The sequence below is a fragment of the Sphingomonas mollis genome (genome assembly GCF_016427505.1).
GTDB classification, from domain to species: Bacteria; Pseudomonadota; Alphaproteobacteria; order Sphingomonadales; family Sphingomonadaceae; genus Sphingomonas; species Sphingomonas mollis.
The window spans coordinates 146,911-167,277 of record NZ_JAELXS010000004.1 but is presented as its reverse complement, the minus strand read 5'-3'; the positions used below and the strand labels follow the sequence as shown (position 1 = coordinate 167,277).

25 protein-coding genes and 1 tRNA gene are annotated in these 20,367 nt (G+C 65.9%); 8 read left to right on the top strand and 18 right to left on the bottom strand.

From position 1 onward, the window contains the following. Positions 1-164: 164 nt before the first annotated feature. Positions 165-659 carry an Lrp/AsnC family transcriptional regulator gene (locus JAO74_RS08670; RefSeq protein WP_199037050.1) on the bottom strand — a complete coding sequence of 165 codons (495 nt, stop codon included), beginning with the start codon at positions 657-659 and terminating at the stop codon, positions 165-167. Between the two features lie 103 nt (positions 660-762). Continuing rightward, positions 763-1,017 carry a hypothetical protein gene (locus JAO74_RS08665; protein ID WP_199037048.1) on the bottom strand — a complete coding sequence of 85 codons (255 nt, stop codon included), beginning with the start codon at positions 1,015-1,017 and terminating at the stop codon, positions 763-765. Positions 1,018-1,114: 97 nt separating this feature from the next. Here JAO74_RS08665 and JAO74_RS08660 point away from each other — a divergent pair, with 97 nt between their 5' ends. Continuing rightward, on the top strand, positions 1,115-1,693 hold the full coding sequence (locus JAO74_RS08660) for a YkgJ family cysteine cluster protein (RefSeq protein WP_199037046.1): 579 nt from the start codon (positions 1,115-1,117) through the stop codon (positions 1,691-1,693). 167 nt (positions 1,694-1,860) lie between these two features. Continuing rightward, positions 1,861-3,681, top strand: a complete 1,821-nt coding sequence (locus tag JAO74_RS08655) for a putative bifunctional diguanylate cyclase/phosphodiesterase (RefSeq protein ID WP_199037044.1) — start codon at positions 1,861-1,863, stop codon at positions 3,679-3,681. Between the two features lie 58 nt (positions 3,682-3,739). Here the strand turns inward: JAO74_RS08655 and JAO74_RS08650 are convergent, their stop codons facing one another. The 6 genes from JAO74_RS08650 to JAO74_RS08630 form a co-directional block, all read right to left on the bottom strand. Then, a complete protein-coding gene (locus tag JAO74_RS08650) occupies positions 3,740-4,078 on the bottom strand; it encodes a hypothetical protein (RefSeq protein ID WP_199037042.1) in 339 nt (112 codons plus the stop codon). Further along, a complete protein-coding gene (locus JAO74_RS08645; protein ID WP_199037040.1) occupies positions 4,068-4,523 on the bottom strand; it encodes a hypothetical protein in 456 nt (151 codons plus the stop codon). The genes JAO74_RS08650 and JAO74_RS08645 overlap by 11 nt, the downstream gene beginning before the upstream one ends. Before the next feature lie 18 nt (positions 4,524-4,541). Beyond that, the gene (locus tag JAO74_RS08640; protein ID WP_199037038.1) at positions 4,542-4,889 is read right to left on the bottom strand and encodes a hypothetical protein; all 348 of its coding nucleotides are present in this window, start codon (positions 4,887-4,889) and stop codon (positions 4,542-4,544) included. A 1-nt stretch (position 4,890) separates the two neighbouring features. Beyond that, positions 4,891-5,388, bottom strand: a complete 498-nt coding sequence (locus JAO74_RS08635) for a helix-turn-helix domain-containing protein (RefSeq protein WP_199037036.1) — start codon at positions 5,386-5,388, stop codon at positions 4,891-4,893. Positions 5,389-5,410: 22 nt separating this feature from the next. Further along, a complete protein-coding gene (locus JAO74_RS19065) occupies positions 5,411-5,545 on the bottom strand; it encodes a hypothetical protein (protein WP_269845936.1) in 135 nt (44 codons plus the stop codon). A 143-nt stretch (positions 5,546-5,688) separates the two neighbouring features. Further along, a tRNA-Arg gene (locus JAO74_RS08630) sits at positions 5,689-5,765 on the bottom strand. 59 nt (positions 5,766-5,824) lie between these two features. On the opposite strand from JAO74_RS08630, the gene JAO74_RS08625 reads away from it, so the two are divergent. Further along, entirely contained in the window at positions 5,825-6,565 is a 741-nt protein-coding gene (locus JAO74_RS08625; RefSeq protein WP_199037034.1) for a queuosine precursor transporter, read from the top strand. A gap of 123 nt (positions 6,566-6,688) precedes the next feature. On the opposite strand, the gene purQ is transcribed toward JAO74_RS08625, so the two are convergent. The 3 genes from purQ to purC are packed head-to-tail and all read right to left on the bottom strand — an operon-like array spanning position 6,689 to position 8,383. Next, a complete protein-coding gene (purQ, locus tag JAO74_RS08620) occupies positions 6,689-7,357 on the bottom strand; it encodes a phosphoribosylformylglycinamidine synthase subunit PurQ (RefSeq protein ID WP_199037032.1) in 669 nt (222 codons plus the stop codon). Next, positions 7,357-7,587, bottom strand: coding sequence for a phosphoribosylformylglycinamidine synthase subunit PurS (gene purS, locus JAO74_RS08615; RefSeq protein ID WP_056528297.1), 231 nt, complete (start codon positions 7,585-7,587; stop codon positions 7,357-7,359). The genes purQ and purS overlap by 1 nt, the downstream gene beginning before the upstream one ends. Before the next feature lie 16 nt (positions 7,588-7,603). Beyond that, positions 7,604-8,383 carry a phosphoribosylaminoimidazolesuccinocarboxamide synthase gene (purC, locus tag JAO74_RS08610; RefSeq protein ID WP_199037030.1) on the bottom strand — a complete coding sequence of 260 codons (780 nt, stop codon included), beginning with the start codon at positions 8,381-8,383 and terminating at the stop codon, positions 7,604-7,606. A 239-nt stretch (positions 8,384-8,622) separates the two neighbouring features. Between purC and JAO74_RS08605 the strand changes: the two genes are divergently transcribed. After that, complete coding sequence (locus JAO74_RS08605) at positions 8,623-9,357, top strand: energy transducer TonB (RefSeq protein WP_199037028.1); 735 nt, start codon at positions 8,623-8,625, stop codon at positions 9,355-9,357. Positions 9,358-9,362: 5 nt separating this feature from the next. Here JAO74_RS08605 and kynU read toward each other — a convergent pair whose 3' ends face one another. Next, positions 9,363-10,577 carry a kynureninase gene (kynU, locus tag JAO74_RS08600; protein ID WP_199037026.1) on the bottom strand — a complete coding sequence of 405 codons (1,215 nt, stop codon included), beginning with the start codon at positions 10,575-10,577 and terminating at the stop codon, positions 9,363-9,365. Beyond that, positions 10,574-11,458: an alpha/beta hydrolase family protein gene (locus tag JAO74_RS08595; RefSeq protein WP_199037024.1), complete on the bottom strand. Its 885-nt coding sequence runs from the start codon at positions 11,456-11,458 to the stop codon at positions 10,574-10,576. The genes kynU and JAO74_RS08595 overlap by 4 nt, the downstream gene beginning before the upstream one ends. Before the next feature lie 265 nt (positions 11,459-11,723). Here JAO74_RS08595 and parC point away from each other — a divergent pair, with 265 nt between their 5' ends. Further along, a complete protein-coding gene (gene parC / locus JAO74_RS08590; RefSeq protein WP_199037022.1) occupies positions 11,724-13,970 on the top strand; it encodes a DNA topoisomerase IV subunit A in 2,247 nt (748 codons plus the stop codon). A 55-nt stretch (positions 13,971-14,025) separates the two neighbouring features. After that, entirely contained in the window at positions 14,026-15,726 is a 1,701-nt protein-coding gene (locus tag JAO74_RS08585) for a putative bifunctional diguanylate cyclase/phosphodiesterase (RefSeq protein ID WP_199037020.1), read from the top strand. Here the strand turns inward: JAO74_RS08585 and JAO74_RS08580 are convergent. The 4 genes from JAO74_RS08580 to JAO74_RS08565 are packed head-to-tail and all read right to left on the bottom strand — an operon-like array spanning position 15,630 to position 18,564. After that, complete coding sequence (locus JAO74_RS08580; protein WP_199037018.1) at positions 15,630-16,847, bottom strand: CCA tRNA nucleotidyltransferase; 1,218 nt, start codon at positions 16,845-16,847, stop codon at positions 15,630-15,632. The genes JAO74_RS08585 and JAO74_RS08580 overlap by 97 nt on opposite strands. Next, a complete protein-coding gene (locus JAO74_RS08575) occupies positions 16,838-17,428 on the bottom strand; it encodes a CoA pyrophosphatase (protein ID WP_332908768.1) in 591 nt (196 codons plus the stop codon). The genes JAO74_RS08580 and JAO74_RS08575 overlap by 10 nt, the downstream gene beginning before the upstream one ends. Continuing rightward, positions 17,425-17,991 carry a DUF1285 domain-containing protein gene (locus JAO74_RS08570; RefSeq protein ID WP_199037016.1) on the bottom strand — a complete coding sequence of 189 codons (567 nt, stop codon included), beginning with the start codon at positions 17,989-17,991 and terminating at the stop codon, positions 17,425-17,427. Before JAO74_RS08570 ends, JAO74_RS08575 begins: the two co-directional genes overlap by 4 nt. A gap of 57 nt (positions 17,992-18,048) precedes the next feature. Beyond that, a complete protein-coding gene (locus JAO74_RS08565) occupies positions 18,049-18,564 on the bottom strand; it encodes a GNAT family N-acetyltransferase (RefSeq protein WP_199037013.1) in 516 nt (171 codons plus the stop codon). Between the two features lie 130 nt (positions 18,565-18,694). On the opposite strand from JAO74_RS08565, the gene JAO74_RS08560 reads away from it, so the two are divergent. Together JAO74_RS08560 and JAO74_RS08555 are read left to right on the top strand one after the other, a co-directional pair. Further along, entirely contained in the window at positions 18,695-19,066 is a 372-nt protein-coding gene (locus JAO74_RS08560) for a dihydroneopterin aldolase (protein ID WP_056528266.1), read from the top strand. Continuing rightward, positions 19,063-19,359 carry a Rossmann fold domain-containing protein gene (locus JAO74_RS08555; protein ID WP_199037011.1) on the top strand — a complete coding sequence of 99 codons (297 nt, stop codon included), beginning with the start codon at positions 19,063-19,065 and terminating at the stop codon, positions 19,357-19,359. The genes JAO74_RS08560 and JAO74_RS08555 overlap by 4 nt, the downstream gene beginning before the upstream one ends. Positions 19,360-19,371: 12 nt before the next feature. Here the strand turns inward: JAO74_RS08555 and JAO74_RS08550 are convergent, their stop codons facing one another. Beyond that, positions 19,372-20,202 (bottom strand): hypothetical protein, encoded by an 831-nt coding sequence (locus JAO74_RS08550; protein ID WP_233150817.1) that lies wholly within the window; start codon positions 20,200-20,202, stop codon positions 19,372-19,374. Positions 20,203-20,367: the final 165 nt, after the last annotated feature.

Sequence of the window (20,367 nt, the reverse complement as noted above, 5' to 3'; positions counted from 1 at the left end):
GTCCTGTTCCGTCACGAAGCCTATCAGATGGCGTTCGCCGGTTCCTCGCAATCTGAAGATGAAATCCATGTTACTATTACGGAAAGCATCAAGAATACTTGAATTCCTGACCGATTTCCATTCAATGATACATTGTTATGTTGCGATTTACGCGCAAGATTGGTTCAATTCGGATCTTCGATCGCCACCGGCGCGACCGACCGCTGCGCTACCTCCCGCATCAGGAAACTGCTGCGGATGCGGGCGACATGCGGCAGCGTCGACAATTCCTTGCGGTACACCCGGTCGTAATCGTCGAACGACCGGACGTGGACGATCATGATGAAATCGACCTCGCCCGACACGAAGCTGCAAAACGACATGGAGGGGCAGCGGATCACCGCCGATTCGAACTCGTTCAGCACCTGCTCGGCCTGCGAGTTCAGTTCGATCGACACCATGGCGGTAATGCTGAAACCCAGCTTCGTCATGTCCAGCTTGGCGGTGTAGCCAGCGATGACGCCGTCCTCCTCCAGGATCTTTCGACGGCGTGCGGTCGCCGTACTCGATAGATGGATGCGTTCGCCCAGCGTCACGTCTGATGCGCGACCGTCATGAACCAGTTCGCGCAGGATGCGATAATCGGTGGCATCGATCATCTTGCCATCGGTTTCAGCCATCATGCCGTCCTTTATTGCGAGTTTCTGCTGCCGATTGCGGGGGAGTGCGGCCATTATCGCGACGCTGCAAGGTCGCTCGTTCGCTTTCCCGCGCATAGCATGCCTATGATTCGGTAAGCTCGACCACCTCGAAATCGAACCCCGTCCAACCGCGCTGTCTGGCCGCCTCGTCGGTCGCGACTTTCTTGCGGCTGGCTTCCTTCAACGATCCGGCGTGACCCCAGAAAACCTCGGTCTTGCCGTTCTCCAGTTGCGCGACGATGCGCCAGAAATGGGTGAACGGTGCGGCGGTGGGACCGATCGTCTTCACATAACCATCGGCCATGCTCGCGGTCAGATAGCGCTTCTTTCGGGCCATGCCGGATCGATAGAGCCGATGCCGTCGGCCGTCACCCCGGTCCATCGAGCGCCTCGCACGCTTGTTTTCGATGGCGGATAAAGGCAACCCCATCCGGATGCAGACCGGGACAGATCTGGAAACCGCCCTGTTGGGGCCGGTCCTGGCGGATCGCGCCTGCGGTGACTGCACGGCATGCTGTACCGAATTGACGGTGGATACGCCCGATTTCGCCAAGCCCGCGGGTACGCCATGCGTCCACCTCGGCGAACAGGGGTGCGGCATTCATGCGGTCCGTCCCCGCATCTGCCGGACATGGTTCTGCGTCTGGCGCCGGGTCGCCAGCTTGCCCGATGCCGCCCGGCCGGATCGGTCGGGCCTGCTCGTGTCGGTCAATTTCGTCGACCGGCCGCAGAATTGCCTTGAAGGCGTTTCGATCAATATCCGCATGCTCGCCGGCAGCGACGCCATCCGGAACGGTATGGCCGCGATCGTGCTGGACAGCCTGTGCGATCGACTGATCCCCGTCTGGTTCAGCGACGGATCGAAAAAGATGCTGATGCATCCCGAAGACGATGTCGCCCGGCTGGTGATCTCGGGCGATCCCGCACCCGCCCCTCTGCAGGACGAAGTGTCCGCATGGCGCGAACGCTACGGCGGTTTCGCATCCAGCAATAGTTCTTCGTCGGAACCGTGACGCTGGGAAACATCTCCACTCAGAATTGAAATCATTTTTGTTCAAATCGAAGTCAAATCGGCGACTAAATTATCAATTGATTGGAAACCATTCTCCCATAGATTCAGGCGATGACCTTGATCTTCCCTCACCACCGATCGTGGATCGGTGATGATACTCAAGGCGCCTTGCTGAAGCTTCAGAACACGATCCTCGAAATGATCGCCAAGGGAGCCAGTCTGGACACGACCTGTCGCGCGATGTGCGAGGAGGTCGAGCGCCTGCTGCCGAACGTCGTCTGCTCGGTGCTGACCGTGGATGACGCGGGGCGGATGCATCCGCTTGCCGCCCCCAGCCTCCCCGAAATCTACTCCGCCGCGCTGGACGGGGTCGAGAGCGGGCCGCTGGCCGGTTCGTGCGGAACGGCGGCCTATCTCAGAACCGACATCGCGGTGCGGGATATCGAGACGGATATCCGCTGGGCCGCTTTCAAGCATCTGGCGCTGCCCCATGGCTTTCGGGCGTGCTGGTCCAGCCCCATCGTCAGTGCGGAGGGAGACGTCGTGGCGACGTTCGCCTTCTATTATCGCCGCGCCCGCGGGCCGACCACGTTCGAACGGGAGGTGGTGGCGAGTTGCGTCCACCTCAGCCTGATCGCGATCGAACGACATGACCGCGTGGTCGAGCATCAGCGGCGGGCGTTCACCGATGCGTTGACCCGACTGCCCAATCGCGCCGCGTACAATGCCGCACTCGCCGGCCTGGAAGATCGCGAGACCGGCAGCTGGGCACTGCTTGTCCTCGATATCGATAATCTGAAAGTGGTGAACGACACGTTCGGCCATCATGCCGGCGACTGCCTGCTTCAGATCGCGAGCGATCGCATCGCCACCGCGCTTCCGAACAGCCGGACGTTCCGGATCGGGGGCGACGAATTCGCCATCATCCTGACGTCGCCCGAAGATCTGCACGATCTGGACGCGGCGGCCGGACATATCCTCGCCGCGCTGGCGGTATCGGCCGATTGCGGCGGTCACTTCGTCATTCCGCGCGCCACGATCGGCGGCGCCATCCAATCCGCGGACGAGCCGGTGGTCGAGCGTGTCCGCCAGAACGCCGATTTCGCCCTCTATCATGCCAAGGAAACCGGACGGGGCGGCTTCATCCGCTATTGGTCGGGGCTGGGGTCGATCATGACGCGGCGTCTGGCGGCGATACGGGAGGTCACGGCCGCCCTGCGCGAGGATCGGATCGAGGCCTATTACCAGCCCATCTTCCGCCTCGATACCCGCGAGGTCGTGGGGCTGGAGGCGCTGTGCCGGATGCGCGTCGGCGATACGGTAATGTCGGCCGCGTCCTTCCACGAGGCGACTACCGATGCCCATGTGGCGACCGCCCTGACCGCGCGCATGATGGGTCTGGTCGCCGCCGATGTGCGCCGCTGGCTGGATATGGGCATTCCCTTCCAGCATGTCGGCATCAACGTCTCGTCCGCCGACCTGAGCGGCGGAACCATCGAGGAAACCATGACCTTCGCCTTCGAACGCGAAGGCGTCCCGCTCGAACACGTCATCCTCGAAGTGACAGAGACGGTCTATATGGGCCGCGGCGATCAGGCCGTTCAACAGGCGATCGGTAACCTGCGCGACAAGGGCATCCGCGTCGCGCTGGACGATTTCGGCACGGGTTACGCGTCGCTGACGCACCTGTTGACCCTGCCGGTCGATGTCCTGAAGATCGACAAGACGTTCGTCGACCATCTCGACACCGATGGCGTCAGTTCGACGATCATCGAAAGCCTGATCCGCATCGCCCGCAAGATGGACATCCGCATCGTCGCCGAAGGGATCGAGTCCGAGGAGCAGGTCGACCAGCTTCTCGCCATCGGCTGCGTGCTGGGGCAGGGCTTCGTCTTCGCCCCCGCCGTCCCCCGTGAAGCCGCGACCGCCTTCCTGATGTATCAAGGGCAACATGCCGCGCGCCCGGCCCGCGATGCGGATGCGCCCTGACCTGCCGTCTGCCCCATCACCCAAACCTTGTCGGCGATGGATCGCGGCCGGCGAGCGCTCAGATCGCCGGGACCACGCCCTCCAGATACGCCCGGATATCCCGAACCCCATCGTCGCTCAGCAGGACGGGCGATCGCGGATCAACGGATGTCGGCAGCGGCACCAGCAATCCCGCCTGGCCCAGCGCCGCGATCCAGCGATTGCCCACATCGACGCTCACCATCGCCGCTGCCGCCGCCTCCGTCGCCGTGACGGGCCGGTCGTGCGCGGTCTCGATGAATATCCACAGCAGGATGTCCCAGGCATGATCGCTCAACAATCCCGGCGGAAAGATCGCCCGGCGTCGACGGCGCTCGTCGTACATCCGGCGGGCGCGGCTGATGATGCTATCGGGCATTGAAGATCGTCCAGGGCTGATCGACACCGTGGATGGCCAGTCGATGGCGATGCCGCATGGTGGCGACGAGCAACGTCAGTAACATCGGATACGCCCATAGCTTGAGCAGAAACGCATAGGCCCAGCCCCCCATGGTCAGGTCCAGCAGCTTGCCGAAATGCACGATCAGCGATGCCAGTTGCAGCGAGGCCACCGCCATCGGCCAGTACCGGTTGGCGTTGAGCGCGATGACGGTCAGCCCCACGAAGAGCGACACGTCCACCGCGAGCACGCCCGTCTCCACGCCGATGAAGCGTTTCGACAGCGGCGCATAGGCGATGAGGGTGGCGAGGGCGGCAGCGAACATGGCGATGGCGACGAACCGCTCGGGCTTCCCGCCACGCCAGCCGGCATAGCAGGATATCGCCAGCTGCAGCAGGATGAACAGGACGACGTTCGTCCACATGACGCTACCGCCCCTCCATCAGGCTGCCTGCCGCTCGACGGCCACCAGCCGCGCCGATTCCATCGGCGGCTTGGGCGACATGTCGCCATAGCTCGTTTCCGGCAGGCGGAGATATTCGCGGGTACGGTCGAGGCCGGCATGCGCCTCGATGATCTGGCGCCGCGCCTCGAACAACGCCTGCATCGCGGCGCCCAGGCTCTGAAAGACATCCTGACCCACCATGGCCGGCAGCTTCGCAACGGTGCGGCCATGGGCCAGCGCCGTCGCCATGGCGCCGGCCTGCGCCAGCGCCTCGTCGATCGCCTGTTCCGTCGCCAGCAGCGGTTCCGCTATCGTGCGGGCAACGGCCTGTCGTGTATGTCGCATGCTATGTTCCCCGTGACGCTCCCTGACGGGAATGCGGCACACCAGCAGGTGCCGGATGCCTGTATTTCTCAGTCATCCGTGTGATGACCTCGGCACCGACGACGATCAGGACGACGGCATAGACCAAGGCGATGGCCCCGCCGACGATGATCGCCAGCCGGGTCCAGCGCGATAGGGAAACCTGTCTTCCGACTGGTTCACCACGATCGAACTGGTGGGACAGTTCTGCTGGTATTTCGACGTCGCTGGCCACTGGCGGGGATTGACCGGTCAATCGTTCGGGAGGGGGAAGCGGGCTTTCCACCAGCAGGCGCGCAGCCTCCATCCGGTTGAGCACGGACAGCTTCCTGACCGCATTCGACAGATGCGTGTCGACCGTGTGGGACGAGATACCCAGGATTTCGGCGATCTGCTTCGACGTGCGAAGCTCGGCCACCAGCCGCAGGCAGGCCACCTGTTGCGGCGATAACGAAGCGATCAGCGCGGGATCGACAGACATGTCGTCGCCTTTACGAACGCCCTCACTTCTGCGCGGTTCGCAGCTGGTCGATGCTCGCCGCGATGAAGGCGGCAACGATATGTTCGTCCAGCGCATCAGCCAACGACAGGGCCTCCGTCAGGAGGTCCTCCAGCCGCGATCGTTGCTCGTCGTCCATTCTCTAACCAGTCCTGCCAACCATCATCGGCGGCATCTTACAGGGATTGGGCGGCATCGCGATATGCCGATGCTCCATGGATTTAACCTGTGCCTTATCCGTCTGGTGGTCTGACCACCGGCGAGCGGACATATCGGAGGAAATGGCGCGCCCGGCTGGATTCGAACCAGCGACCACAAGCTTAGAAGGCTCGTGCTCTATCCAACTGAGCTACGGGCGCGCAGACGGGCCGATTAGCGCGGATTGCGCGGCGAAGGAACCGGGATCATAAGCACCGGCATGGATAAAGGGGCAGGGCCGGCGGTCGCCGCGGATACGGTATCGCGGGGGCAATTCCGGTATTTCGACTGGGTGATGGCGGCGTTCGTCACCATCCTGCTGCTGTCGAACGTGATCGGCGCGGGCAAGGTCGCAACGATCCGGTTGCCGCTGATCGGCGACTGGCCGTTCGGGGCGGGCATCCTGTTCTTTCCGCTCAGCTATGTGATCGGCGACGTGCTGACCGAGGTCTATGGCTATGCCCGCGCGCGCCGCGTAATCTGGGCGGGGACGGCGGCGGTCGTGTTCATGGCGCTGATGGCGTGGATCGTCGTCGCCCTGCCGCCCGCGCCCGGCTGGACCAACCAGGCCGCGTATGAAGCGGTGTTCGGCCAGGTGCCGCGCATCGTCGCTGCCAGCGTCTGCGCGTTCTGGGCGGGCGAGTTCGTCAACGCGTATGTCATGGCGCGGATGAAGGTGTGGACCGATGGCCGCCACCTCTGGTCGCGCACGATCGGATCGACGGTGGTGGGGCAGGGGGTCGACAGTCTGATCTTCTATCCGCTCGCCTTCTGGGGCGCGAGCGGCTGGACCGGCAGCCTCGTCATCACCGTGCTGTTCACGCAATGGGCGTTGAAAGTGGGGTGGGAAGTGTTGCTGACGCCCGTCACCTATGCCGTCGTCGGCGGGCTGAAGCGGGCGGAGCAGGTCGATGTGTTCGACCGCGACACCGACTTCACGCCCTTCCGCGCGCAGGTCTAGAGCATTAAGCGCTTAATCCGCCCCGTTCGTGCTGAGCGAAGTCGAAGCACTTTGTGAAAAGGTAGCCTTCGACTGCGCTCAGGCCGAACGGTCAGGGGTGGGTCCGACTTTACGCAATTTGCTCTAGGCTCCGACCGTCTCCAGCAATCCCTCGAACAGCCGGCGGCCGTCATCGCCACCATGCGCCGCTTCGATCCGCCGTTCGGGATGCGGCATCATACCCAGCACGTTGCCGCGCGCGTTCAGCACGCCGGCGATGTTCCGGGCCGATCCGTTGACCCTCTCGGCATAGCGGAACGCCACGCGACCGTCGCCTTCCAGCCGGTCGAGCGTCTCCGCATCGGCGAAATAATTGCCGTCATGATGAGCGACCGGAAACGTCACCGTCTCGTCGGCATCGTACAGGCGGGTGAAGGCGCTGTCGGTGTCCGCCACCGTCAGCTTCACGTCGCGGCAGACGAAATGCAGCGACTCGTTGCGCATCAGCGCGCCGGGTAGCAAGCCCGCCTCGGCGAGTACCTGGAACCCGTTGCACACGCCGAACACCGGCAGGCCCTTGTCCGCCGCCTCGACCACCGACCGCATGATCGGCGAGCGTGCCGCGATCGCCCCGCAGCGCAGGTAATCGCCATAGGAGAAACCGCCCGGCACCGCGACGAACCCCAGTCCATCGGGCAGGCTGGTGTCGCCATGCCAGACCATCGCCGGCTTGACGCCCGTCACCGCTTCCAGCGCGACGGCGATGTCGCGGTCGCAGTTGGAGCCCGGAAAGACGATGACAGCGGTCTTCATCAGGCGCGCTCCACCCGGTAATTCTCGATCACCGTGTTCGCCAGCAACTGGCGGCACATCGCGTCGATCTGGGCGTCGTCGGTCGCATCGGCGACCTCCATCTCGATCAGCTTGCCCGCGCGCACGTCCTCGACGCCGGCAAAGCCCAGGCCACCCAGCGCATGATGGATCGCCCGGCCCTGCGGATCGAGCACGCCGGGCTTCAACGTCACGAAAATACGGAGCTTCATCAGTCTCTTGTCCTGCTTACTTGCCGCGGCGCTTGCGATGGCTGTCGAGGTCGAGGACCGCGCCGTCCTCACCCTCCGGCATCAGGCCCAGTCGGCGTGCGACCTCCTGATAGGCCTCCGCCTCGCCGCCCAGATCCTGGCGGAAGCGGTCCTTGTCCATCTTGTCGTTGGTTTCCATGTCCCACAGGCGGCAACCATCGGGGCTGATCTCGTCGGCCAGGATGATCCGGCCGTAATCATTGTCATAGATGCGGCCGAATTCCAGCTTGAAGTCGACCAGCCGGATGCCGACACCGGCGAACAGGCCGCACAGGAAATCGTTCACCCGGATCGCCAGGTCGGCGATGTCGTGCATCTCCTCCTGCGTCGCCCAGCCGAAACAGGCGATATGCTCCTCGGACACCATCGGGTCGCCGAGCGCATCGTCCTTGTAGTAATATTCGATGATCGTCCGAGGCAACTTCGTGCCCTCCTCGATCCCCAGCCGCTTCGACAGCGAACCGGCGGCGACGTTACGCACCACCACCTCGATCGGCACGATCTCGACCTGCCGCACCAGTTGCTCGCGCATGTTCAGGCGGCGGATGAAGTGCGTCGGCACGCCGATATGGTCGAGCAGCGTGAAGACATGCTCGGAGATGCGGTTGTTCAGCACCCCCTTGCCGTTGATCGTGCCCTTCTTCTGGGCGTTGAATGCGGTGGCATCATCCTTGAAATACTGGATGATCGTGCCGGGCTCGGGACCCTCGTAAAGGATCTTGGCCTTGCCCTCGTAGATCTGGCGGCGGCGAGCCATGGGCGGGTCCCCTGAAAAATGAAGCGGCCCCGGCGTCGCGAGACGGTCGCGGGCCGGGGCCAGGAAGATGGACGCGCCTATAGGGTAAGGCCGCGGTGGGTGCAATCGCGTCGGCACGCGTGTTTGCTCACGCCGCCGCCATTGCCGGGCGGGAAAGGGGATCCGAGGCGATCCGACACAGGCGATGCCCGCCCGATAAGCCATTGCCTTCCCGTCGGATGATCCCGATCTCGATAACCATGCTCCTCCACCCCACGCCGGCCGAGCGGCTGCGGGCCGCGATCCCGACCGCGATCGTCGTCGCGCTCATGGCATGGGCGCTGGTGATCGGCCTTCGCCTCCCGCCTGCTGCACCGTCGACCGAGCAACCGGCGGTCTTCACGCTCGACCTGCCGCCGCCGCCGCCCGAACGCATCGTGCCCGAACGCCAGCGCAGCCGCCGTGCGCAGGGCAGGGCGTCGCCCCGCAACCTCCGCAGCAAGGCGACCGAGGTAGTCGCGCCGATCCCGATCGTCCCGCCGCTGATCCCGCCGCCGATCGTTACCGCCCCGATCCCCCGCGCGGGCGATGATCCCACCGCCGGCGCCTCCGACCGGCCGGGTCCGGGCAGCGGCGCGGGCGGGCAGGGCGATGGCGACGGCAGTGGCGGAGCGGGGGACGGCGATGGCGACGGTTACGAATCGCCACCCCGCCGCATCGCCGGCCGCATCAAGGATTCGGACTATCCCCGCGCCGCCGAGGATGTCGGTGCCGGCGGCACCGTATCGGTGCGCTATCACGTCGAAACCAACGGCCGCGTCACCGGCTGCGCCGTCACACGCTCCAGCGGCAACGCCGCGCTGGACGACACGACCTGCCGCCTGATCGAGCGCCGTTTCCGCTACGATCCGTCACGCGATGCGGAGGGGCGTCCGGTACGCTCGATCATCGTCGTCGATCATGACTGGATCTTCGAGCGCGACGATCCGCACTGACGCCGTCACGTCACCGCCAGCCGCTCGCCGAACCGCTCCTCGCGATACATGCCGCTGCGCACGATCTCGCCAAGGATTTCACCGGCTTGCCAGACATCCCTGTGAGATAGATAGAGCGGCGTCAGCCCCAGCCGCAGCACATCGGGATCGCGGAAATCGCCGATCACGCCGCGCTCGATCAACGCCTGCGTCAGCGCATGGGCGTCGGGATGGCGAAAACTGATATGGCTGCCCCGCGCCGCCGCATCGGCCGGCGTCACGCATTCCAGCCCCGCCGCCTCGCCCGCCGCCGCCATGATCCGCCACAGCGCGGCGCTCTTCGCCCACACCGCCGCGCGATCGACCGAGGCCCACAGGTCCAGCCCCGTCTCCAGCGCCGCCATCGCCAGCATCGGCGGCGTCCCCGCCAGCCAGCGCTTCATCCCCGGTGCCGGCTCATAGCCGTCGGCAAAGGCGAACGGCGCGGCATGGCCCATCCATCCCGACAACGGGCTCGCCAGCCGCTCCTGCCACCGCCTGGCCACGTAAAGATACGCCGGCGCGCCCGGCCCGCCGTTCAGATATTTATAGGTGCAGCCCACCGCCAGGTCGGCATTGGCTGCATCCAGCTCCACCGCCACCGCGCCCGCCGAATGGCTCAGGTCCCAAAGCATCACTGCGCCCGCTGCCTGCGCCGTCGCCGTTACTGATGGCATATCAAAGCGTTCGGCGGTCTTGTAGTGAACATGAGTCAACATCAGCACGGCGGTATCCGGGCCAAGCGCCGCCAGCACCTCGCCCCGCGGCACGACCTTCAGCATAGCGCCCGGCACGCAGGCAACGGCGCCTTCCGCCACATGCAGGTCGGTCGGGAAATTCCCCGCCTCGCTCACCACCACCCGCCGCGCCGGATCGATACGGAGCGCCGCCACCAGCGCCTTGAACAGGTTCGCCGAGGTCGAATCGCCGACGATCACCTCGTCCGTCGCCGCACCGACCAGCGGCGCGATCTTGCCGCCCAACCGGGTCGGCGCGTCGATCCACCCCTCGTTCCAGCTACGGATCAGCCGGTCGCCCCATTGCCGCGAGACCATATCCGCCATCGCCGCGCCGGTATCGCGGGGCAGCGCGCCCAGCGAATTGCCGTCGAGATAGATCACCCCGTCCGGCAACGCGAACCGCGCGCGCATCGGTGCCAGCGGGTCGGCGGCGTCCAGTGCGTCGATCTCGTCCCGCGTCATCTCAACCCTTCCACGATCAGTCGCTTCGCCGCCGCCCAGGCGGGTGTTTCGGGGGCGATCAGTTCGACATGCCCGGTATGTGCAACGGTCTTCAGCGCCACCCGGTCCCCCGCCGCCGTCGCCCGCGCCACATAATCGGTCGCCATTCGGTACGGGATGATCCGATCCTCGCGTCCGTTCACCAGATATTGCGGCACGCCCAGCGGCAACATGCGCGGCACCGACGTATCGACATAGGGGTCGGCGCGGTCCGTACCGATCAGCTCGCCGACCACCGCCGTGCCGCAGCCATTCTCCGGGCTGGCTGCCGTCGCCTCCAGATCGGGCAGTCCGCCGAGGCTCACCACCCGCGCAATCTTCAGGGGCGTCGCGGTGCGCAACACGCTGTCCGCCGGCAACCGTGACCGCCCCGCCGCCCATAGTGCCAGATGCCCGCCGGCCGAATGCCCGACCGCCACGACATGCCGAATATCGAGATTGAATTTCCCTGCATCTACAGTCAGTTGATCGACAGCCTTCGCAATATCCGTGAAGGTGCCGGGATAGCCGCCGCCGGCGCGATCGACGCCGCGATAATCGATATTCCACACCGCGATACCATCGGCGCGAAGATCGGCGGCGACCCAGTTCATCAGCTTGCGATCCGCGATCCCGGTCTGCCAGCAGCCGCCATGGACCATCAGCACGACCGGAAACGGTCCCTTGCCCTTCGGCAGCCACACATCGACCTTCTGCATCTGGTCGGCGCCGTACTCCACGGTCGCATCGGGATCGGGACGCGTCCGCTTGGCCAGATCGGGCCAGGTCAACAGGGGCGGAGAATCGGCAGCCATCGCCACGCCGGTGGAGGCGAGCAGGAACGGAAAGGCAAGTCGGATCATGGCTTTGCCTTATAGCGGGTACGGGCGCGGCGACAGCGCCGTTCCGGCCATTTCCACCCTGCCAGCCAAATTCACCGCAGGGCTGTCCTACAGACGGGCAATCGTGACAAGGCAACGCCATGCGATCGATCCGCCCTGTTATACTCCGCGCGCGCGGACCCGCGCGATCGCGCACGCGTGGAGGGTGTGACTTTAGTGACCTTCCGCGCGCCTGTCGGCCCCGCGGCTTGCCGCGCCCGCATCTGCTGCTATGACGACGGAACATATGGCGACCGACCTCACCGGCCCCGACACGCCGATCGGCATCTTCGACGCACCCTTCGACACTGCCTTGTCGGAGCGTTACCTCGTCTATGCGCTGTCGACGATCACCGCCCGCTCGCTGCCCGATGTGCGCGACGGGCTGAAACCCGTGCATCGCCGGTTGCTGTGGGCGATGCGCCTGCTGAAGCTAGACCCGGCGTCCGGCTACAAGAAATGCGCCCGCGTCGTCGGCGACGTCATCGGCAAATACCACCCGCACGGCGACCAGTCGGTTTATGACGCGATGGTCCGCCTCGCGCAGGATTTCGCCCTCCGCTATCCGCTGGTCGACGGGCAGGGCAATTTCGGCAACATCGATGGCGATAACGCCGCCGCCTATCGCTATACCGAGGCACGGCTGACCCAGGTCGCGGTCGATCTGATGGACGGGCTGGACGAGAACGCCGTCAACCTCCGCCCGACCTATAACGGCGAGGAGGAAGAGCCGGAACTGTTTCCCGGCATGTTCCCCAACCTGCTCGCGAATGGTGCCGCCGGTATCGCCGTCGGCATGGCCACTTCTATCCCGCCGCATAACGCCGCCGAACTGCTCGACGCGGCGATGGCGCTGGTCGACGATCCGATGGCCAATGTGCTGGATCATGTCACCGGCCCGGATTTTCCGACCGGCGGCCTCGTCGTCGATCCCGCCGCCGTGATCGCGGAATCCTATGCCACCGGTCGCGGCAGCTTCCGCGTCCGCGCGCGCTGGTCGCTGGAAAAGGAAAAGGGCGGCGGCTGGCAGGCGGTGATCTCGGAAATCCCGTACGGCGTCCAGAAGGGCAAGCTGATCGAACAGATCGCCGCGCTCATCAACGATCGCAAGCTGCCGATCCTCGCCGATGTCCGCGACGAATCGGATGCGGAGGTCCGCATCGTCCTCGAACCGCGCGCCCGCACCGTCGATGTGCAGGTGATGATGGACGGGCTGTTCCGCCTGACCGACCTCGAAACCCGCGTGCCCCTGAACCTCAACGTCCTCGACAAGGAGCGCACGCCGCGGGTCATGAGCCTGCGCGATGCGCTCTATGCGTGGATCGACCACCAGTTCGTCGTGCTGGAACGCCGCACCACGCACCGGCTGACGAAGATCGCCGACCGGATCGAGCTGCTCGACGGCTATCTGGTCGCGTATCTGAATCTGGACCGGGTGATCGAGATCATCCGGACCGAGGATGAACCCAAGCGGGTGATGATCGCCGAATTCTCGCTGACCGATCGTCAGGCGGAGGCGATCCTGAACATGCGGCTGCGTTCGCTGCGCAAGCTGGAGGAGTTCGAGATCCGCAAGGAGCGCGACGGTCTCGACAAGGAACGCGTCGACCTCGAAGCGCTGCTCGCCGATCCCGCCAAGCGCAAACGCCGCATGAAGCGCGATCTGAAGCGCATTCGCGAACGCTACGGCCCCGAAACGCCACTCGGCAAACGCCGCACCACGATCGAGGAAGCCGCGCCGACCCGCGACATCCCGCTGGAGGCGATGATCGAGCGTGAACCGATCACCGTCATCCTGTCGCAGCGCGGCTGGATCAGGGCGATGCGCGGCCATGTCGATCTGACCGCCTCCGACACGCTGAAGTTCAAGGAAGGCGACGGCCCTGCCTTCGCCTTCCATGCGCAGACTACCGACAAGCTGTTGCTTGCCGCCGAGCACGGTCGGTTCTTCACACTGGCGGCGGATAAGCTCCCCGGCGGGCGCGGTTTCGGTGAACCCGTGCGCGCGATGATCGATCTCGACGGCAACATCCGGGTCGTCGGTTTCCTGCCCGCCTCGCGCCAGACCCGGCTGCTGCTGGTGGCGAGCGACGGTCGCGGCTTCATCGTGCCCGTCGCCGACACCATCGCCGAAACCCGCAAGGGCAAGGCGGTGATGACACCGCGAACCGGCGCCACCCTGAAGGTGATGCGCGCCGTTCTGCCCACCGACGATTACGTCGCGGCGATCGGCGACAATCGCAAGATGCTGGTCTTCCCCATCGCCGAACTGGTCGAAATGACCCGCGGTCAGGGGTTGCAACTGCAACGGTTCCGTGATGGCGGCTTGTCCGATGCGGTCACCTTCCGCTTCGCGGACGGGCTCAGCTGGGCGATGGGCGGCGAGACCGGGCGGACCCGGACGGAGACCGACCTGTCGGCATGGCGCGCTGCGCGGGGCGCCGCCGGGCGGATGCCGCCGACCGGCTTTCCCCGCGATAACCGCTTCGGCTGAGATAGTTTTCCCGCCTTTCAGCGCATCTTAACTGACTCCCGCCTATAAAGGGGATATGGCTACCGCCCCGACAGATCACCTGGCGCCCTTGTTCATCCCGCCGGAGCTGATCGCGCGTGGGCTGGATCTGTTGCCGGTGCCGGCGGTCCATATCGTGCGAGAGGACGGGAAACTGGTCTTCGCCGCGATCAACCGGGCATACCGGCTGGCGGGGCTGGGCGTCGTGGCCGATCGCTCGCCGATGATCGTCGGACTGGGCGGTCATATCGACGCGCTGCTGGCATCCGATCGACTGCGGATCGATCTCGACTGGCAGATCGGCGAGACGATCGATTGCCGGTACTACCGCGTCTGCATCGCCCGGTCGGATGCCGCGCGGGATGGGTGCGTCGTCACGCTGATCGACCAGACCTCGCAACATCATACCGAACGCAGCCTGCGGCGCGAGATGACCACCGACAGCCTGACCGGCCTGCCGAACCGCGAAGGGTTCAGCGATCTCGTCGAGGCGGCCAGCGACGAGCGCGCGCGGCGCGCGGTGCTGGTGGTCGATCTCGTCCGCTTCGGCCGGATCAACGCCTGTCTCGGCAGTCTGGCCGGCGACGAACTGCTCATCACCGTCGCCCGCCGGATCAAGGGCGCGCTGCGTGCCCGCGATACGCTCGCCCGGATCGGCGGCGACGAATTCGGCATCCTGATGACGCTGGATGACGATCAGTCGGAAGCACATGAGCTGGCCGATCGCGTCCGCCGGACGCTCTCGTCGCCGTTCCGGCTGACCGATCTGGAGATCAGCGTCGACTGTTCGGTCGGCATCGCCTTCGGATCGGACAGCGACGATCTCGAAGAACTGATCCGCCATGCCCAGTTCGCGACCAAGCGGGCAAAGTCGACCGGGCGGGTCGAGGCGTATCAGAATTCCGCCTTCGCCCTGGCGCGCGAGCAGTTTGCGATGGAAACCTCGCTGCGCCGCGCGATCGAGGATCGCCACCTGCGCCTGAACTACCAGCCGATCTGCGATCTGGCGACCGGCGCCATCACGTCGTTCGAGGCCCTGTCGCGGTGGACCGATGAGCAGGGGCAGGAATTCAGCCCCTGCGACTTCATTCCGGTGGCGGAGGAATCGGGCCTGATCGTGCCGCTGGGGCGGTGGGCGATCGATGAGGCGGCACGAACGCTGGCGGGCTGGGACCGGCTGGCGGGCGGCAATTGCGGAGTGCAGCTCGCGGTGAACCTGTCGGCGATCCAGCTACAGCGCGACGCCATCGCGCCGGTTCTGCAACAGGCGCTGAGCGACCATGGCCTGACCGGCGACCGCTTCACGCTGGAACTGACCGAAAGCGCGATCGTGTCCGACCCCGACGGCATCACCGAAACGATGCACGCGCTGAAAGCGCTGGGCGCGCGGCTGGCGATGGACGATTTCGGTACCGGTTATTCCAATCTCGCCCATCTGCAGAAACTGCCGATCGATATCCTGAAGATCGATCGCTCCTTCATCACAGGCATGCTCGCCGACCGCGACAAGGTGGCGATCGTCCGGGCGATCCTGTCACTGGCGCAGGCATTGGGAATGCGCACCACCGCCGAGGGGGTGGAGACGGTGGAGCTGAGCCAGACGCTGGCCGCGCTCGGCTGCAATCACGGGCAAGGCTATATTTATGCCCGCCCGCTGGAGGCCGATGCGGCGCTGGCGTTCCTGCTGCACTCGCGAACCTCAGCGGCGACGACATCGGCGATCGCCTCGACCCGCTGAGCATCGGGGAAACCCTCCGCGATCCACTGCGTCTCGACGGTGCGCAGCGCGGCGGCCACCTCCGGTCCGCGTCCCAACCCTCGCTCGACCAGCGCCCCGCCGGTCATCGGAAACCGGGGCGGCGACCATGCTGCGACCACGGCCGGATCATGATCCGCCAGCAACAGCCGGTCGACGGCACCCTCCACGCCGGTACGATAGGCGAGGGCAAACGGCCCCTCGTCACCCGGGCCCGCCGTCGCCGCGACCAATCGCTTGCGCTGTGCATTGGACAGTTTCAGCCGCGCACCAACAGCCTCCGCCTGGGTCGGCGGCAACAGCGCGGCCAGCCGACGGATCGGATCGGCCGCGATGCCGGCGCGTTCCTCCCGCTCGGCCAGCCGCGCAAAGCGGTCGACGCCCGCCGCATCGATCTCCGGCAACACCGCCTTCAGGATGGCATGATCGATCATCAGCCGCACGACGGACACTGCGCTCCGCGCCACCAGCAGCTTGAGCAGTTCCGCCGCGATCCGCTCGCGCGACAGGGCCATCAGGTCGTTGGCGCGGGCGACGCAGGCGGCAAGCCCGTCCGCATCGATCGCGTCGCCGAACCGGGCATGGAAGCGAAAGAAGCGCAGGATGCGCAGATGATCTTCCGCGATCCGCTGCAACGGCGATCCGATGAAGCGGACCCGCCCCGCCGCCAGATCGTCGAGCCCGCCGAAATAATCGACGACCTCACCGGTCGCCGGATCGGCATACAGCGCGTTCATCGTGAAATCCCGCCGGCCGGCATCCTCGCGCCAGTCGTCCGTGAAGGCTACCTGGGCATGACGGCCATCGGTCGTCACGTCGCGGCGAAGCGTCGTGACCTCGACCGGATAGCCCGCCACGATCGCGGTGATGGTGCCATGGGCCAGACCCGTCGGCACCGCCCGGATGCCGGCCGCCTTCAGCAGCGCCAGCACCGTTTCCGGCGGATGTCGCGTCGCGATGTCGATATCGGCCACATCGAGGCCCAGCAGCGTATCGCGCACCGCGCCACCGACGAACCGGGCCTCGCCGGCGCCCAGCACATCGGCCAGTTGCTCCAGTCCCGCACGGTGGCGCCACGGCGCATCGGGCAACGTCACAACCATGCCAGCCGCCGCGACAGGTTGACGATCATCGCCGCGGTCGCGCCCCAGATGCGACGCCCGTTCCACGGAATCTCGATGAAATGCCGTTCCTCCCCCTGCCACATGGCGCTCCCCGGATGATGATTGGCGGCATCGAAGACGAAGGCGAGCGGAACCTCGAAGACGCTCGCCACCTCCGCCTCGGCCGCGACCAGCGGCAGGTCGGGCGGGATCACGCCGATGACGGGCGTGATCTCGAACCCGGTGCCGGTGCGATACAGATCGACCGAGCCGACCAGCGTGACGGCGGCACGGGGCAGGGCGATCTCCTCTTCCGCCTCCCGCAGCGCCGCCTCGACCGCGCTTTCGCCGGGATCGATGCGACCGCCGGGAAAGGCGACCTGACCGGGGTGGCGGCGCAGCGTTTCGGTCCGCTGCGTCAGGATCACACCGGGCTCGGCGCGATCGGTCACCGCGACCAGCACCGCCGCGGCGGTCATCGCCTCCACCGGATGCAGCGCCAGTTCGGCCGCATCGCCAGCGACGAGGACGCCGCCCGGATCGCGCGCCAACGACATCCGCAATCGGTCGGCAAGGATCACGCGGCCGGCTCCAGCGGGAAGAAAGCGCCGTCACTCCACACCCCCGGCACAGGGTCCCCGCCCGCCAGCGCCCGTTCGGCCAGTTCGTAATATACGCTACGGGCCACCAATGCCTCCAGCCCGCCGCGGACATGAAGATAGGGGCGGGGACCGTCATCGTCCTCGACGAAGCGCAACGGATTGGCCGCGCCGGCGGTCACCAGATCGCCGGTGTTGAGGCGAAAGGCGAGCCGGGCGTCGCGGCCTTTGCCCTCGGCCTTCATCTCGACCGCCACGAACGGCGCGTCCTCCACTTCGATCGACAGCTTCTCGACCGGGGTGACCAAGACATGGCCGCCGTCCGGTTCCCGCCGCAGGATCGTGGAGAACAGGCGGACCATCGCCGGGCGACCGATCGGCGACCCCTGATGATACCAGGTGCCATCGCGCGCGATCCGCATCTCGCTATCGCCGCAATGCGCAGGTTGCCATTGATCGACCGGCGGCAGGCGCCGCTCCTCCACCAGACGCGCGATTTCCGGCAGGCTGAGCGTGGCGAGGTCGGGAAGCGGCTCCATCGGCATGCCGGCGAGGTAGGCGTGCGCATCGTCGGCGTAAAGCCACGTCGATCGGCGGCCGCTTCAGCCGATGGGAATGCCGACGGCGGGGCCGAGCATCCCCGCCAGATCCGGCACCGCATCCCCCCGTGCCAGCAGGCGATGCCGCTCGACCGGACCGGGCAGCCGCCATCGGCTGGTACGATCGGCGGTGAAGCCGAAGAACCGGCCATAATATCCGGGATCGCCGACCAGCATCAGCGCGCCATCCAGATCATGGGCACCCGCCGCGGCCAAGGCGGTTTCCGTCAGGCGCCGACCAAGACCGCCTTGCTGGCGATCCGGCGAGACGGCGACGGGACCGACCATCACCATCGGCACCGCTTCATCGGCGTCGGTAGTAAGGACGATCGGCCAGCACTGGATCGATCCGACCACGGCCTCGTTCTCGATCGCCACGAAGCTCAGGCCGGCGATCGCCTTCCCGGCGCCACGCACCGCATAGGCGGTACGGCCATGGCGCTCCGGCCCGAACGCGCGGTCCAGCAGATGCTCCACCGCGGCCTCATGCTCGGCCAACAGCGGTACGATGGCGATCATCGATAACTCCCGATACCCGCCCGCGATCGATGCGGGCGAATGGCGCGCGCTGTAGCGGGGCGGGGCGTTTACGCAAGCAGGCGCAGCCGGCGGGGTTTCGTCCGACGCCATGTCTGATAGAGGCGGCGCCATGAACGATCGCCTCCAACTCGAAGTGCACGATATCGAAGTGCCGGTGCTAACCGGTATCTATTCGGAGGAAACGCACCTTCCCCAACCGCTGCGCATCTCGCTGACCGTCGATCTGACCTGTCCCGACCGCTTCGAGCCGGATACGCCGCTATCCGCGTCGAAAAACTATCTCGACCTGAAACATGCCGCGACCACCGCCTTGCCACAGGGCGTTCATTTCACGCTGGTCGAGGCGCTGGCCGAGCATATCTGCGATACGCTGCTGTTGCAGGATGAGCGTGTGCAGCGCGTCGAGGTGAAGATCGTGAAGCTCGCCATCGCCGAAGCGGGCGAATCGATCGGCATCACATTGGTCCGCTATCGCCGATGACCGACGGCACCGGTCATGTTCGGGTGACGGCGAGGGGAGGCATCGACCCGGTCGAGCAGTTGCGGGCAGCGACCGGGGCATCGGTGGTGATGGTGGTCGACCCGGCCATCGGCACAACTGCAGCGACGATGGCGCGGGCGGCAATTCCCGCCGTGGCGTTGGAACGCGCTCCCCATACGCGAATCAATGCGGTCGCGCCGGGCGATCAGGTCGATCCCGCCGCGATCGACCGGGTCGTCGCATTCCTGCACCGATCGCCCGCCATCACCGGACAGGTGCTGGACCTCACCTGATCGCGGTGATGGTCAGCCGCGCGATCGGCCGCATGGACCAAGCGCGTCGAGAACGAACCCATAATCCTCCTGCGCGACAGCAGCATCCGCCGGTTCAAGTCGCGCGGTCGAGGCTGCCGGCAGGGCGCGGGGCAATCCGCAGGCCAGCCGATACCAGAGCAACGTGTTCGGCGCGGGCGGTCCGGCTGCCTCATCGACGATCTCGCTCAGCGCGACCGAATATCGCGTCTCCTCGCCCGGACGGCGCAGGATCGACAGCGATACGGGCCGCCCCCCCTGCGCCAGCAGGAATATCTGCGTCTCGCCTTCCCCCGGCAACGAGCCTGGCACGTGGAACGCGTTGCCCACGCCGACGATCGCCGGTGGAACGTCCTTCGCGACGGCCTGCCGGGCGATCTCGCGGACGCGGGCATCCAGATCGCTGCTCCACGGCAATTGCGCGTCGGGGGCTGACAGCTGCACCTGATCGGCCGATCCCGGCACGCGGCGGGCAAAGACCAATGTCCGCGCCTTCTTCAGCTTGGCGAATCGGCCGCGGCTGTCGGGCGTGACATCCAACAGATAGCCGATCCGTGGCGGCAGCCCTGCTTCGCCCTTTATCAGGGCGGTCACATCCGTCTCGATATAGAGTCGCTGCTGTCCCTGTGCCACGGTGGCTGCCTCCGTGCCTTTGATACGGGTGGTCGACCGGATCGTCGCATCGGCGATCAGCGGGCTTGCCAGCACCAGATCGACCAGATCGGTATAGGTCGGCGCACCGCTAACCGGTGTGGCTGCAATAAGGCGTGATTCGGGCGCTTGCGCGGCACCGGCCGTCGAAAAAAACGTCAGGGCGAGTGCCATAAGGGCTGGACGGAAGCGGGCGTTCATGGTTGGCCGTGCTAGCGTAAGACCACTTCGCGACATAGGATTATCCTGTAATGGTGCGATTGTACGTTTATTGCGTTCGACAAAGCGTTTGCGTGGTGAACGACGCGACGTTAGGAATCGGATAACCGCTTTCATATG

What these genes read in the sequence shown, in the direction of transcription:
- JAO74_RS08665 (WP_199037048.1), bottom strand. Translation starts at nt 1,017, where the DNA reads ATGGCCCGAAAGAAGCGCTATCTGACCGCGAGCATGGCCGATGGTTAT.
- JAO74_RS08570 (WP_199037016.1), bottom strand. Translation starts at nt 17,991, where the DNA reads ATGCCGATGGAGCCGCTTCCCGACCTCGCCACGCTCAGCCTGCCGGAA.
- purS (WP_056528297.1), bottom strand. Translation starts at nt 7,587, where the DNA reads ATGAAGCTCCGTATTTTCGTGACGTTGAAGCCCGGCGTGCTCGATCCG.
- JAO74_RS08635 (WP_199037036.1), bottom strand. Translation starts at nt 5,388, where the DNA reads ATGTCTGTCGATCCCGCGCTGATCGCTTCGTTATCGCCGCAACAGGTG.
- JAO74_RS08640 (WP_199037038.1), bottom strand. Translation starts at nt 4,889, where the DNA reads ATGCGACATACACGACAGGCCGTTGCCCGCACGATAGCGGAACCGCTG.
- JAO74_RS08645 (WP_199037040.1), bottom strand. Translation starts at nt 4,523, where the DNA reads ATGTGGACGAACGTCGTCCTGTTCATCCTGCTGCAGCTGGCGATATCC.
- JAO74_RS08555 (WP_199037011.1), top strand. Translation starts at nt 19,063, where the DNA reads ATGACCGACGGCACCGGTCATGTTCGGGTGACGGCGAGGGGAGGCATC.
- JAO74_RS08580 (WP_199037018.1), bottom strand. Translation starts at nt 16,847, where the DNA reads ATGGTTGTGACGTTGCCCGATGCGCCGTGGCGCCACCGTGCGGGACTG.
- JAO74_RS19065 (WP_269845936.1), bottom strand. Translation starts at nt 5,545, where the DNA reads ATGGACGACGAGCAACGATCGCGGCTGGAGGACCTCCTGACGGAGGCC.
- parC (WP_199037022.1), top strand. Translation starts at nt 11,724, where the DNA reads ATGGCGACCGACCTCACCGGCCCCGACACGCCGATCGGCATCTTCGAC.
- JAO74_RS08650 (WP_199037042.1), bottom strand. Translation starts at nt 4,078, where the DNA reads ATGCCCGATAGCATCATCAGCCGCGCCCGCCGGATGTACGACGAGCGC.
- purC (WP_199037030.1), bottom strand. Translation starts at nt 8,383, where the DNA reads ATGGCTCGCCGCCGCCAGATCTACGAGGGCAAGGCCAAGATCCTTTAC.
- JAO74_RS08565 (WP_199037013.1), bottom strand. Translation starts at nt 18,564, where the DNA reads ATGATCGCCATCGTACCGCTGTTGGCCGAGCATGAGGCCGCGGTGGAG.
- purQ (WP_199037032.1), bottom strand. Translation starts at nt 7,357, where the DNA reads ATGAAGACCGCTGTCATCGTCTTTCCGGGCTCCAACTGCGACCGCGAC.
- JAO74_RS08560 (WP_056528266.1), top strand. Translation starts at nt 18,695, where the DNA reads ATGAACGATCGCCTCCAACTCGAAGTGCACGATATCGAAGTGCCGGTG.
- JAO74_RS08585 (WP_199037020.1), top strand. Translation starts at nt 14,026, where the DNA reads ATGGCTACCGCCCCGACAGATCACCTGGCGCCCTTGTTCATCCCGCCG.
- kynU (WP_199037026.1), bottom strand. Translation starts at nt 10,577, where the DNA reads ATGACGCGGGACGAGATCGACGCACTGGACGCCGCCGACCCGCTGGCA.
- JAO74_RS08625 (WP_199037034.1), top strand. Translation starts at nt 5,825, where the DNA reads ATGGATAAAGGGGCAGGGCCGGCGGTCGCCGCGGATACGGTATCGCGG.
- JAO74_RS08605 (WP_199037028.1), top strand. Translation starts at nt 8,623, where the DNA reads ATGCTCCTCCACCCCACGCCGGCCGAGCGGCTGCGGGCCGCGATCCCG.
- JAO74_RS08550 (WP_233150817.1), bottom strand. Translation starts at nt 20,202, where the DNA reads ATGGCACTCGCCCTGACGTTTTTTTCGACGGCCGGTGCCGCGCAAGCG.
- JAO74_RS08595 (WP_199037024.1), bottom strand. Translation starts at nt 11,458, where the DNA reads ATGATCCGACTTGCCTTTCCGTTCCTGCTCGCCTCCACCGGCGTGGCG.
- JAO74_RS08660 (WP_199037046.1), top strand. Translation starts at nt 1,115, where the DNA reads ATGCAGACCGGGACAGATCTGGAAACCGCCCTGTTGGGGCCGGTCCTG.
- JAO74_RS08670 (WP_199037050.1), bottom strand. Translation starts at nt 659, where the DNA reads ATGGCTGAAACCGATGGCAAGATGATCGATGCCACCGATTATCGCATC.